This is a genomic window from Streptomyces mesophilus (assembly GCF_011044995.1).
Lineage (GTDB): Bacteria > Actinomycetota > Actinomycetes > Streptomycetales > Streptomycetaceae > Streptomyces > Streptomyces mesophilus.
Genome location: NZ_JAAKZW010000025.1, coordinates 16109 through 29324, shown reverse-complemented (window position 1 = coordinate 29324; position 13216 = coordinate 16109). Strand labels below are relative to the sequence as shown.

9 protein-coding genes are annotated in these 13216 nt (G+C 68.8%); 8 read left to right on the top strand and 1 reads right to left on the bottom strand.

Annotated features, from left to right (window positions below):
* Nucleotides 1-190: 190 nt before the first annotated feature.
* From G6045_RS10045 to G6045_RS10015, 7 genes are all read left to right on the top strand, one after another.
* Entirely contained in the window at nucleotides 191-1522 is a 1332-nt protein-coding gene (locus G6045_RS10045; RefSeq protein ID WP_165331512.1) for a hypothetical protein, read from the top strand.
* A 207-nt stretch (nucleotides 1523-1729) separates the two neighbouring features.
* Entirely contained in the window at nucleotides 1730-2050 is a 321-nt protein-coding gene (gene rplU, locus G6045_RS10040; RefSeq protein WP_165331511.1) for a 50S ribosomal protein L21, read from the top strand.
* A 14-nt stretch (nucleotides 2051-2064) separates the two neighbouring features.
* Nucleotides 2065-2319 carry a 50S ribosomal protein L27 gene (gene rpmA, locus G6045_RS10035; RefSeq protein ID WP_165331510.1) on the top strand — a complete coding sequence of 85 codons (255 nt, stop codon included), beginning with the start codon at nucleotides 2065-2067 and terminating at the stop codon, nucleotides 2317-2319.
* Nucleotides 2320-2455: 136 nt separating this feature from the next.
* The gene (obgE, locus tag G6045_RS10030; RefSeq protein ID WP_165331509.1) at nucleotides 2456-3901 is read left to right on the top strand and encodes a GTPase ObgE; all 1446 of its coding nucleotides are present in this window, start codon (nucleotides 2456-2458) and stop codon (nucleotides 3899-3901) included.
* 287 nt (nucleotides 3902-4188) lie between these two features.
* Nucleotides 4189-5685, top strand: coding sequence for an SDR family NAD(P)-dependent oxidoreductase (locus G6045_RS10025; protein WP_165331508.1), 1497 nt, complete (start codon nucleotides 4189-4191; stop codon nucleotides 5683-5685).
* A gap of 134 nt (nucleotides 5686-5819) precedes the next feature.
* A complete protein-coding gene (locus tag G6045_RS10020) occupies nucleotides 5820-7910 on the top strand; it encodes a hypothetical protein (RefSeq protein WP_328707719.1) in 2091 nt (696 codons plus the stop codon).
* A gap of 191 nt (nucleotides 7911-8101) precedes the next feature.
* Nucleotides 8102-9376 (top strand): glycosyltransferase family 2 protein, encoded by a 1275-nt coding sequence (locus G6045_RS10015; protein WP_328707718.1) that lies wholly within the window; start codon nucleotides 8102-8104, stop codon nucleotides 9374-9376.
* Nucleotides 9377-9457: 81 nt separating this feature from the next.
* Here the strand turns inward: G6045_RS10015 and G6045_RS10010 are convergent, their stop codons facing one another.
* Nucleotides 9458-11665, bottom strand: a complete 2208-nt coding sequence (locus G6045_RS10010; protein WP_408056323.1) for a hypothetical protein — start codon at nucleotides 11663-11665, stop codon at nucleotides 9458-9460.
* Between the two features lie 320 nt (nucleotides 11666-11985).
* Between G6045_RS10010 and proB the strand changes: the two genes are divergently transcribed.
* Nucleotides 11986-13092: a glutamate 5-kinase gene (gene proB, locus G6045_RS10005; RefSeq protein WP_165331507.1), complete on the top strand. Its 1107-nt coding sequence runs from the start codon at nucleotides 11986-11988 to the stop codon at nucleotides 13090-13092.
* Nucleotides 13093-13216: the final 124 nt, after the last annotated feature.

Sequence of the window (13216 nt, the reverse complement as noted above, 5' to 3'; positions counted from 1 at the left end):
CCATGCGCACTACTGTTCCCTTTCCTGTCATCCAAGCGATGCAGCGGATGACGCGGTCACCTGAAGTGGCCTGCGGAGGGGGAGTGTCATGCGAGGAAGACGGAACCATCGGCGTTGGGTGTTACCGGCGGCAGCGGCCTTGAGCATGGTGCTCGGCCTGCTGAGCCCCGGTGCTGCTCAGGCTGCGGACGTGCCCGACAACGTCAGGCCCCTGAACAGCTCCACCGAAGCCGCCGAACTCAGGCTGAAGGAACGCAGAGTCTCCGCCGCCACTCTCGCCGAACTCGACTCCCGGCTCCCCAATGTCGGCGTTGCCGAGGTGCTGGCCAGCGCCAACCACCCGATGCCGCGCACGAGTTCAGGAAACTGCCACTCCTCGGAGGTCCAAGCCCTTCCGGTGGACCCGAGCCCGGCCTCCGGCTACTGCTGGGACGACGGAGACGATTACACCCAGCGCTGGCTGCCGCAGGGCGTGACCTCTTCCGGCGATGCCGACAACGACGGCATGTGGGGCGACAGCAAGGTCATTCTGTCCGGTTGGAAGTCCAACGACTCGGTGTTCGTGCACCACCGGAACATGCTGGAGAGCGATCCCAACGGTCAGCATCTGGCCCGCGTCGCGTTCATCGACGCGGCCGATCCCGCGAACTTCAAGTACCGCTGGGTGCTCCTGGTGATCCCGACGGAAGGCGGCGCCAACTTCGACAAGGCCGGTGTGCAGGTCGGCGGCATGGTCTGGTTCGGGGACAAGCTGATTGTCACGGCCAAGAGCGGAGACCCCAGCACCAATGCGCTGTACGTCTTCTCCATGCGGCACATCCTCCAGGCCACCGTGAACAGCAACGCAATCGGCCGGGTGTCCGGCGGCTACTCGGCCCACGGATACCAGTACGTCATGCCCGCCATCGGCTCGTACGGCCTGAGCGCGAAATGCGGGACCGACTCGGGCATCACCTGTGCCGCCCATGTGTCCCTCGACCGCAGTGCCACGCCGGACAGCATCGTCCTGAACGAGTACCAGCCCTCCGGCACCCCTGCGCTCGGCAAGATGTGGAGCTACCACCTGGCCGCGCCCTCGGCCGACGGGATGCCACTGGTGACGGACGCCTCCGGGTACGCCAAGGTGACGGAGATGTTCGAGGCCGACATGGCGGGTGCACAGGGGAGCCTCTCGTACCTGGACCCGGCGTCGGGGAAGAGGTCCTGGTATCTGCCGAGGCATCGCGGCGGAATCGGGCAGTGGGGGGTCTATCAGCGTCGGGATGCGAACGGCGTGACGACCACGAGCTGTGTCAACCGCGAGACGCCGACGAATCCCGCTGCGTGCTGGGCCGCGAAATCCCAGGGGCTCACCCTTTGGTGGAGCACCAAGACCGTGTGGAGCCAGACCGAGTGGGCGGCCAACCGTGTGAAGGACAGCGATCCCACGAACGACTGGGTGGACGAGACCGTGAGCGGCTGGCGGGACAAGGTCCTTCCCGAACGCGTGCTGTTCTCGGTTCCGCTGTCACGGATGCCGTGAGGCCGGTTTGACCCCCTGAGCGGGGCCCCGTAACCTAGACCGTCGGCGTGTTCCTTCGCGCCATCACCTCGTAAACCCTTTTCCTTCCGGCCTTTCTGCAATGAATCGCCGGAAGCCTCCCGGTGGCATCGATCGCCAGGAGAGGCCGTCCGTCCTGCGGGCGGCTGGACTGCGAGGACCCGCTTCGAGTCAGAGAGTGAGATCCGCGTGTACGCCATCGTGCGCAGCGGTGGTCGCCAGCACAAGGTTGCTGTGGGCGACATCGTTGAGGTTGACAAGATTTCCACCGCCAAGGTTGGCGACACCGTAGAGCTCTCTACGCTGCTCGTTGTCGACGGCGAGTCCGTGACCAGCGACCCGTGGGTGCTGGCCGGCATCAAGGTCCAGGCTGAGATCGTGGACCACCACAAGGGTGTGAAGATCGACATCCTTCGCTACAAGAACAAGACCGGCTACCGCCGTCGTCAGGGCCACCGCCAGCAGTACACGGCGATCAAGGTCACTGAGATCCCCACGGCTGCGAAGTAAGGGACTGAGGAGAGATGGCACACAAGAAGGGCGCATCGTCCACTCGGAACGGTCGCGATTCCAATGCTCAGCGGCTCGGCGTGAAGCGCTTCGGCGGTCAGGTCGTCAACGCCGGTGAGATCCTGGTCCGCCAGCGCGGCACCCACTTCCACCCGGGCAACGGCGTCGGCCGCGGCAAGGACGACACCCTGTTCGCGCTGAACGCCGGTGCGGTGGAGTTCGGTACCCACCGTGGCCGCAAGGTCGTCAACATCGTTCCGGCTGCCTGAGTAATCAGGACTCCGTAGAGCGAAACTGTCGAAGGCGGACCTACTTCCCCTGGCGGGAAGAAGGTCCGCCTTTGCCGTGTTTCTAATTGAACACAGCAAGCTGAGACATTCCGTACGTATCTGGAGGCACCGAACCATGACCACCTTCGTGGACCGCGTCGAGCTGCATATCGCCGCGGGTAGCGGGGGCCACGGCTGTGCCTCCGTACACCGGGAGAAGTTCAAGCCGCTCGGCGGCCCGGACGGCGGCAACGGCGGCCGTGGCGGCGATGTGATCCTCACGGTCGACCAGTCCGTGACCACGCTGCTCGAGTACCACCACAGCCCGCACCGCAAGGCCACCAACGGCCAGCCGGGCGCCGGCGACCACCGGACCGGCAAGGAGGGCGAGGACCTGGTCCTGTCCGTGCCGGACGGAACCGTCGTCCTCGACAAGCAGGGCAATGTGCTCGCCGACCTGATCGGCCACGGCACCACCTACGTCGCCGCCCAGGGCGGCCGCGGCGGCCTCGGCAACGCGGCGCTCGCGTCGGCCCGGCGCAAGGCGCCCGGCTTCGCGCTGCTCGGTGAGCCCGGCGACTTCGGCGACATCGTGCTCGAGCTCAAGACGGTCGCGGACGTCGCGCTCGTCGGCTACCCGAGCGCCGGCAAGTCCTCGCTGATCTCGGTGCTCTCCGCCGCCAAGCCGAAGATCGCCGACTACCCCTTCACCACCCTGGTGCCCAACCTCGGTGTGGTGACGGCCGGTTCGACCGTCTACACCATCGCCGACGTGCCCGGTCTGATCCCGGGCGCCAGCCAGGGCAAGGGCCTGGGCCTGGAGTTCCTGCGGCACGTCGAGCGCTGCTCGGTGCTCGTGCACGTCCTGGACACGGCCACCCTCGAGTCCGAGCGCGACCCGGTCTCCGACCTCGACATCATCGAGGAGGAGCTGAAGCAGTACGGCGGTCTCGGCGACCGTCCCCGCATCGTCGTGCTCAACAAGATCGACGTTCCCGACGGCAAGGACCTCGCCGAGATGGTCCGCCCGGACCTGGAGGCCCGCGGCTACCGCGTCTTCGAGGTGTCCGCCGTCGCGCGTACGGGGCTCAAGGAGCTGTCGTTCGCGCTGGCCGGTGTGGTCGCCGAGGCACGGGCCGCCAAGCCCGTCGAGGAGGCCACGCGGATCGTGATCCGGCCGAAGGCCGTGGACGAGACGGGCTTCACCGTCAAGCTCGAGGACGTCGACGGCGAGCAGGTCTACCGCGTGCGCGGCGAGAAGCCGGAGCGCTGGGTGCGCCAGACCGACTTCAACAACGACGAGGCCGTCGGCTACCTGGCCGACCGGCTCAACCGCCTCGGTGTCGAGGACCAGCTGATGAAGGCGGGCGCCCGGACGGGCGACGCCGTGGCGATCGGTCCCGAGGACAACGCGGTCGTCTTCGACTTCGAGCCGTCCATGATGAGCGGTGCGGAGATGCTGGGGCGCCGCGGTGAGGACCACCGCTTCGACGCGCCGCGTCCCGCGGCGCAGCGGCGCTCGGACAAGCAGGCGGCCCGTGACGAGGCGCAGGCGGAGTTCGACGACTTCGAGGCGTTCTAGCGGTGAGAAGTGCGCTCCCTGAACCGAAACCGGTTCAGGGAGCGTCTTGCTTTCCGAAAGGGCTCCACCGCATGAGTCCGGCTCCCGCCTGTGGAGCGGGTCACAATCGCGAATGTCCGAAATGTGGAGTCAGTCACCCCGAGAGGGGGCCGAAAGTGCCAGAAACCTTGCAAACAAGGTGAACCAGGGGTTGCGGGCGACCGTGGGCCCAGTGGCCATCGCCTTGCACCGCGTAAACGCCGGGTGAGAGCATCTCTTGGTCTCCTGTCACCCCGAGGTAGGTAACCGTGTCCGAGCACATAGTTAAAACCCGTACCACCGCCGTGATCCTGGCCGGTGGCACGGGGCAGAGGGTGGGTCTCTCCATCCCGAAGCAGCTGCTGAAGGTTGCCGGCAAGGCGGTCATCGAGCACACCCTGTACATCTTTGAGCAGGCCGAATCCATCGACGACATCATTGTTCTGATGGCTCCCGGCTTCGTCCCGGACGTCGAGAAGATCGTCTCGAAGGCCGGGCTGACCAAGGTCTCGAAGATCATCGAGGGTGGGGAGACCCGTAACGAGACCACCGAGCGCGCCATCGCCGCGCTCGGCGAGGGCCTCGCGGAGGGCGAGGACCGCAATGTCCTCTTCCACGACGCCGTGCGCCCGCTGCTCTCGCAGCGCGTGATCGCCGACTGTGTGACCGCCCTCGAGCGGTACCAGGCCGTCGACGTGGCGATTCCTTCCGCGGACACCATCATCGTCACGCGCACCCACGGCGAGGACGGCGAGTTCATCACCGAGGTCCCGGACCGTTCGCGGCTGCGCCGCGGCCAGACGCCGCAGGCCTTCAAGCTCTCCACCATCCGCAGGGCCTACGAGATCGCGGCGGGTGACCCGAACTTCCAGGCCACCGACGACTGCTCGGTCGTACTGCGCTACCTGCCGGACGTGCCGATCCACGTTGTGGCGGGCGACGAGTACAACATGAAGGTGACCCAGCCGGTAGACGTCTTCATCGCGGACAAGCTGTTCCAGCTCGCCTCCACGGCAGCTCCGCAGCAGGCCGACGAGGAGGCCTACCGGGGTTTGCTGACCGGAAAGACCCTGGTGGTCTTCGGCGGCTCGTACGGCATCGGCGCGGACATCGCCAAGGTCGCCGAGGGCTACGGGGCGACGGTCTTCCCCTTCGGCCGCTCCAGCACGGGCACCCACGTGGAGAACCCGGAGCACGTCGACGACGCGCTCTCGCAGGCGTACGCGCAGACCGGCCGGATCGACTACGTGATCAACACGGCCGGCGTGCTGCGCATCGGCCGCCTCGACGAGGCCGACAACGCGACCATCGAGGAAGCGCTGAAGGTCAACTACCTCGCGCCGGTCCAGATCGCGCGCTCCTCGTACAAGTACCTGGCCGAGACCAACGGCCAGCTGCTGCTCTTCACCTCCAGCAGCTACACGCGCGGCCGCGCCGAGTACAGCCTCTACTCGTCCACCAAGGCGGCCATGGTCAACCTGACCCAGGCGCTCTCCGACGAGTGGGCCGGCGACGGCATCCGCGTGAACTGCATCAACCCCGAGCGCACGGCGACCCCGATGCGCACCCAGGCCTTCGGGCAGGAGCCGGCCGGCTCCCTGCTCACCTCGGACGCGGTGGCCCGCGCCTCTCTCGACGTCCTCGTCTCCGCCATGACGGGGCACGTCATCGATGTACGCCAGCAGGACCCGACGCGCGAGGCCGCGGCCGCCTCGGGCTTCGAGCAGGCACTCGCGGCCGTCCTCGACCGCCAGGAAGACATGTAGCGCACGGCCGGAACTGCGGCACGGCCCTTGAAGCGCATTGGCGGCCTTCAAGGGCCGTGCCCGTGCCCCACCGCGACAAGCAGCAGCAGGCCCTGTTCACGAGTCACATGAGTAGCCCCACAGGAGTACGTTCCGTGATTTCCACTGCCATCCGCCTAGCCCGGGTGGGCAGCCTCGCCGAGCTGATCGCCGCCGCCCTGATGGGACTCGGCCATGCCCTGCTGGTCGTGTTCGCGCTGGTGCCCAGCCTCGAGGGGTTCGCGGTCGTCGCCGCGGTCACCTATGTGGCGGACCACTACCTCCACGAGCGGGACAGCTACCTCATCAACCGTCTCGCCAAGGTGCGCGCGGGGCTCTCGATCCGGTTCCTGCTGCGCGAGCTCACGCTCGTGCTGCTGCTGACCAGGATGGATCTGGGTGACGGACCGGTCTACCTGGCCATCGCCTGCTTCCTGTTCTTCTACTCCTTCCAGGCCGCGCACGGAGCACTGGTCACCCTCATCCGCGCGCGCCGCAGGCTGCCCGTCGTCACCCGGAACGTGGACCTCGCGCGGATCCCGATCCCCGACGCCCCGCCCGAGTGGCTGCTCAGCTCCTCCGCGCGCAAGGTGCTCCACCTCGACCTCGCCGCCTTCATCGGTCTGCTCGTCTCGGCGAAGACCGGATCTCTCGTGTACGGGGTGATCGGTACGGCCGTCACCTTCGTCCTCGCCTTCGCGTACACGGCCGTCCTGGTGCCGTTCCTGCGCGGGTCGAAGACGCCGCCGCGCGCGGACGTCGTGCTCGCCGGAATCGACGAATGGCTGCGGGAGTACCGGCCGGAGACCGTGCTGTACTTCTCGGGCTCCAAGGAGTCCGCGTACCAGGTCAACATGTGGCTCGAGACCATGGAGAACCTTCGGACGCGGCCGATGATCATCCTCCGGGAGCAGGTCATCCTGCGGAATCTCGCGCCGACCTCCGTGCCGGTGGTGTGCGTGCCGGGCGGCGTGCACCTGATGAACCTCGACCTGTCCACCGTGCGGGTCGCTCTGTACGCGGCGAACGTCGGCAAGAACATCCACCTGCTGCGCGTACCGACGATGAAGCACGTGTTCATCGGCCACGGCGACAGCGACAAGATCGCCAGCGTCAACCCGTACAGCAAGGTGTACGACGAGGTGTGGACGGCCGGCCGGGCCGGCCGCGACCGCTACGCGATCGCCGACGTCGGTGTGCTCGACCAGGACATCGTCGAGGTGGGCCGCCCGCAGCTGGCGCCGATCCGGACCGCCGAGGGCGCCTGGCAGCCGGACTTCGACGGGGACTGCCCGACCGTGCTCTACGCCCCGACCTGGGAGGGCTGGGACGACAACCCGGGCAACACCTCGCTGATCCTCGCCGGCGAGAACATCGTGCGCGGACTGCTCACGGCCGAGCCGCCGGTACGCGTGGTCTACAAGCCGCACCCGTTCACCGGTACCCGCAGCCGCAAGGCGGCGGCGGCGCACGCGCGCATCTCCGCCATGATCGAGAAGGCTGCCGCCGCCCGCGCCGCGGACCCCAAGTGGGTCACCGACACGGCCGCCGTGCAGAGCGCCCGCGCCGAGCTCGCCCGTATCGAGGCGCGCCTGGCCTCGCTGGGCACCGCGTCCGACGGCGAGGGCGACGAGGCCGTCTCCTCCCGTGACGCCGTCGCCGACCCGCAGGGTGAGGCCGACGTCCGCCGCCTCAAGGAGGAGTGGAACGCCGCGTACTGGCGCTCCTTCCCGGTCTGGGAGCACAAGATCGTCACCGGCGCCGAGCCGCGTCTGTACGACTGCTTCAACGAGGCCGACGCCATGGTCTCGGACATCTCCAGCGTGGTCTCCGACTTCATCGCCAGCGGCAAGCCGTACGCGGTGACCGACTCCGCGGAGCTCGGCACCGAGGAGTTCAAGCGCCGCAACACCGCTGTCCGCGCCGCCGTGATCCTCGACAACAAGGCGGACCGGCTCGGCGAGCTCCTCGAGGCCGTACGGGACGCGGACGCCGATCCGCAGACCGAAGCGCGCCGTGATCTGCGGCAGTACCTGCTCGGCCCCGACGACGTGCCGTCCATCGACCGCTTCAACGCCGCGGTCGACGCCCTCGCGGCCGGCTCGCGGGCCCGTAACGAGGGGCAGGAGGCCGCCGCGCTCGAGCTGGCGGCCATCCCTCGGCAGCAGACCGGAGTGCAGGAGAAGGACGGACAGGTTCCGGCCTGACGAAGGCTCAAGCCGGTAGGAAGCAAAGGCATGTCAGGCAGCCGAAAGGCCCCCTGACATGCCTTTGTGCTGTGGCGCCGGATGTCCGCTGTGGTGTGGATCACTGGAAAAGTGCGGACGTCAGTACAACGCGCGGGCCGCAAAGGAGGTCTAGCTAGGCGACCGTAAGTTCAGTGAATAGGGGGACCTCTGTGTCGACTCCGGACGTCACCATCGTCATCGGCGCATATCAGGCAATGCCCTACTTGGTGGAGTGCCTGAAGTCCGTGGAGGCACAGACGCTGAGCGCGGACCGCATCGAGATCGTCGCCGTGAACGACGGGTCGACCGATGGAACCGGCGAGTACCTCGACACGTTCGCGGCGCGTTCCCCGATTCCGACCCGGGTCATCCACCAGGAGAACTCCGGCGGCCCGAGCGGCCCGCGCAACGTGGGCCTCGCCCAGGCGCGCGGCCGCTACGTCTTCTTCCTGGACGCCGACGACTATTTCGGCCCCGAAGCGCTGGAGCGCATGGTCGCCATGGGCGACCGGAACCGGACCGATGTGGTGCTCGGCAAGGTCGTGGGCGTCAATCGCGGTGCTCCCCAGTCGATGTGGGGCAAGTCCCTCGACCGCACGGACGTCTTCTCCTCGAACATCAAGTTCACGCTGAGCGCGCAGAAGCTCTTCCGGCGCGAGCTGCTCGTCCGCCACGGCATGCGCTTCGACGAGTCCCTGAAGACCGGTGAGGACGCGCTGTTCACGCTGGAGGCCTACCTCCGCGCCGACGGCGTCTCGGTCGTCGCCGACTACGTCTGCTACCACCTCGTGGGACGCGACGACGGTGTGCACGTGACCAAGAGCGGCAGCTACACCCTGCGCTTTGATTCGGCGCGCGCCCTGATGAAGCTGATCGAGGAGCACGTGCCCTCGGGTGCGAAGCGCGACTCGCTCATGATCCGCCCCTTCCTGATCACGCTGCTTCCGCAGTTCGGGCCGGGATTCCTGAAGCAGAGCGAGAAGGTGCGCCGGCACAAGTTGGAGCTGGCCAAGCCCCTGATGGACGCGTACTGGTCCACCGGTGTCGCGCGCCGGATGAAGGTCCACGAGCGGCTCCGGCTGCACTTCGTCGCCAAGGGGCGCGAGGACCTCCTGGACGGTCTGCTCGCATTCCTGCGGGACAAGAAGACCCCGCAGGTGTACGGCGGCAGCGACGGACGGACGTATCTGGGCTACCCGTACTTCCGCGACCGCGATGCCGGCATTCCCGACAGCGTCTACGCCGTGACGACGAGGGAAATGGTGTCCGCCGACCGGATCCAGTGGCCCATGAGCGGCCGCGCCCGTCTCGTACGGGGGCTGCGCCGCCGGGCCGGGGCCGTGCTGCGCCGGACCATACGCCGGCCCGCGCGCGCGGTGGTCGTCCCGGCGGTGCCGCCGGCCGCCCCGACCATGGACGAGGCGCCCAAGCAACTGGCGGCCTGAACCGCGCACGGCCCCGGCTCGAAACGCGAGCCGGGGCCGTGCGGCCTCACGGGTGGCAAGCCGAAGCCGAAGAGGGCGGCATCAGTCGGCCAGACTCTCCATCTGCTGCTCCTTAGCCGCGGGGCCGGCTTCCGCTGCCGCAAGCCTGACCTCCGGTGCCGCAGGCAGGGCCTGCGCCGCCACGAGCCCCGCTTGCGCGGGCCGTTGCTCCTCCGGGCCGGTGCGCTGTCCGGGGATCGCGTCCATCGTGCGCCGGGCCATCCGGGCGCGGTGTGCGTCGGCCTTGGTGCACAGAGCCTGGGCCGCCGCGTTGAAGCGGACCGCTGACGGCGGGTCCGAGGGGCCGAGCAGATGGGCCTTCAACTCGCCGCGCTCGGCCGCGAGTCCGTCCGTCTCCGGGTGGCGCACCGACTCAAGGAGCTCGGCGACCCCCGTACCGTCCGGGGCCAGGATCGCGGCTGCCCGTACCGTCGGGAACGCCGTGCGGAACGCAGCCTCGTCCAGTCCGGACGTATTGGCCACGGCGTAGGGCTTGCCGCTCGACAGGTAGTCGGAGACCACGCTGGACACATCGCTGACCAGGACGTCCGTGATGTCGAAGCAGGCGTACAGCGTGGGGCGCGCGTCGGTGATGATCTGGTGCTCGCCCGCGGGCAGCGAAGCCCAGTACGCGGCGTGCCAGGCCTCCTCGGCCACGGCGACGGCTGCCGCGCGTCCCGGCTCGGGAGCCCCCTGCAGCATCATGCGTTCCATCGCGTCGGAGCTGCTCCGCGGGATGTCGGTGCTCGCTGCCGTCAACTCCTGTGTCCGCAGCGCCAGTTCCTCCGAGGAGGTGGCGGCGAGGGCGCGCGAGCCCCGCCGCGACTGGTTGGCTTCGCGGATCAGCGCCTGGATGCGCTCGTTGGCCGTACGTGCCCGGGGGTCGACCGAGCCGGTCAGCGGGTGGGGCTTGTAGAGCAGGCGCACCCCCGGGTCGGCGAGCAGCTCGCGGACGATGTTCTCGCCGGCGAGCACCACCGAGGTGTTGCCCGGGTTGCCGTCCCAGCCCTCCCAGGTGGGCGCGTACAGGACCGTGGTGTGCGTCCCCGTGGGCGGCCCGGCGTAGGGCTTGATGGCGTCCAGCTGCGGGCGGCCGATCTCGACCACGTCGCGGTCGTCGACGCCCACGTCCGCTAGGGCGTAGCGCTCCCGCGCCGCGGGACCGGCGACCCACACCTCGTCGTACGCCTTCGCGTAAGGGTTGCAAGAGGACAGCTTGTCGCTCTCGCCGTGGTTGACGAACGCGTGCTTGATGGTCGGGATGCGCAGGATCTGCGAGGTCTTGCCGGAATTCGCCGGGTGGATCAGGACCTTGAGGGTCGAGTGCTCGAGCCGCATCAGGTCGGCGACCTTGGGCAGGCACACGATCGGGATGTCCGTGGCCCCGATCTTCTGCATCATGAAGCGCTCGCGCAGCACGATCAGCGGCCGGCCCTCGAGGCCGGCCAGCGGCTCCAGCCACATGTTCGCCTGATACGCGGACGAGCTGCCGCCCGAGAAGTACATGCCGACCGTGGGCCGGTACTCCGCCAGCCAGTTCTCGAACCATTCGAGGACCTCGTCGCCGCCCGCGGGCCGCCTGCGCCGGGGCAGGCGTACGAGGAGCTCGCCGAGGCCGACGGCCGCGATACCGACGGAAAGGGAAACTCCCCAGGCGGCGAACTCGGGGGAGCCGTCGGCCGCCGCGGTCATCAGACCGGCCGTCGCCGGGAGACCGAAGAGCAGCAGCCGCGTTCCGGGCCGGCGCAGCAGGAGCGAGGGCGGAGCCGCGGTCAGGCGCAGCCCCGAGGTGTCGATGTTGCGGGTGAGCACCGGGAGCGTGCGGCTGCGGCGGACCAGGATCGAGGCGGCCTGGGCGGCGAAGTGCAGACCGTAGAAGGCGAGCAGGCCGAACAGGAGCGGCAGATAGATCGCTTCGGGGCGCTGCAGATCCATGCTGAGCAGACCGGCGACGAGCAGGAAGTCACGCAGTACCTGGCGGACCGTGACGTTCGCATGCGTCCTGGCCACGGCATAGAGCACGTCCTTCTGCCACGTGTGCAGCACGGCCTCGGCCGCGAGGCCGGTGGCGGCTGCCGCGATGAGCAGCGGGACGTTGGGGAGCAGGGCGCCTATGACCTGAGCCGCGAGCGATGCCGCCACAACGGCGAGCGCGGCCAGTCTGGCGACCTTCTTGAGGGGGGTGAGTGAACGCAAGTGAACTCCAGTGCAGCTCGAAGATCCGCACCGACAGGAGTGGGGGGTCGGCATGGGGTCGGGCAGCTGGTCAACGCCGGTTGAGGGTCCGGGTTATGGCAGGACTGTCACCTTCACGCTATGGAATGGACATCCTTTGGTCATGACACAGCTGTGAAGGAGGTGTGAGAAGCCTGCAACCGGAATCCAGGTCGTCAGTTACACCGTTCTGTGAGGACCACCGCCGCAACCTGCGGAGACCGGGAGGAGTCTCACCCCCCGGAATTCGCAGGCGGTCCTGCGGCCGGCTCGCGTAGATTGCGGAAGGCAAGCAGGTCAACACGATGGGGTCGTACGCAGTGGGCGCAGCAGGATCGGCAGGCGCGAGGCAGCGAGTGGCTCAGGCGCACCGGATCGTGGTCAAGGTCGGCTCCTCGTCGCTCACCACGGCCTCCGGGGGCCTTGACGCGGACCGCGTCGACGCGCTCGTGGACGTCCTCGCCAAGGTCCGCAGCGGCGGGGAGAGGGAGATCGTCCTGGTCTCCTCGGGCGCCATCGCCGCGGGGCTCGCCCCGCTGGGCCTGCGCCGCCGCCCGCGCGATCTGGCCCGCCAGCAGGCCGCGGCCAGCGTCGGCCAGGGACTCCTGATGGCCCGCTACACGGCGTCCTTCGCGCGCTATGGCGTACGGGCCGGACAGGTCCTGCTCACCAGCGACGACATGGCCCGCCGCGCCCACCACCGCAACGCCTCGCGCACCCTCGACCAGCTGCTCACGATGGGCGCGCTGCCGATCGTCAACGAGAACGACACCATCGCCACCGACGAGATCCGCTTCGGCGACAACGACCGGCTCGCGGCCCTGGTCGCCCATCTCGTACGCGCGGATCTCCTCGTCCTCCTGTCGGACGTGGACGGTCTCTACGACGGCGACCCCAGCAAGCCCGGCACCGCGCGGGTCGAAGAGGTGCGCGGTCCCGAGGACATCGCGCATGTGCAGATCGGCAGCACGGGCAAGGCCGGGGTCGGCACCGGCGGCATGGTCACCAAGGTCGAGGCCGCCCGGATCGCCGCCGCCGCGGGCATCCCCGTCGTCCTCACCTCCGCCGTGCACGCGGCGGACGCCCTGGCCGGACGCGACACCGGGACCCTCTTCCACCGCACCGGCCGGCGCAGCGCCGACCGGCTGCTCTGGCTGCAGCACGCCTCGACCCCGCAGGGCTCGCTGATCCTGGACGACGGTGCGGTCCGCGCGGTCACCGAGCGGCGCACCTCGCTGCTGCCCGCCGGGATCAAGGACGTCGAGGGCGAGTTCTCCGCGGGCGACCCGGTCGAGCTCAAGGACACCGAGGGGCGCGCGGTCGCCCGGGGGCTGGTGAACTTCGACGCAAAGGAGATCCCCCAACTGCTCGGCCGCTCCACCCGCGAGCTGGCCAAGGAGCTCGGTCCCGCGTACGAGCGCGAGGTCGTGCACCGCGACGATCTGGTGCTGCTGCACAGCTGACCGCACAGCGGCTGCACAACTGCCGCACAGCTGACCCCACGCCGGCGGCGCCGGTGTACGAACGGTGACTCGAACCGGCCGAAATCGGATGCCCTGAGTGAGGGACCTTCCGTAAAACCGTCAC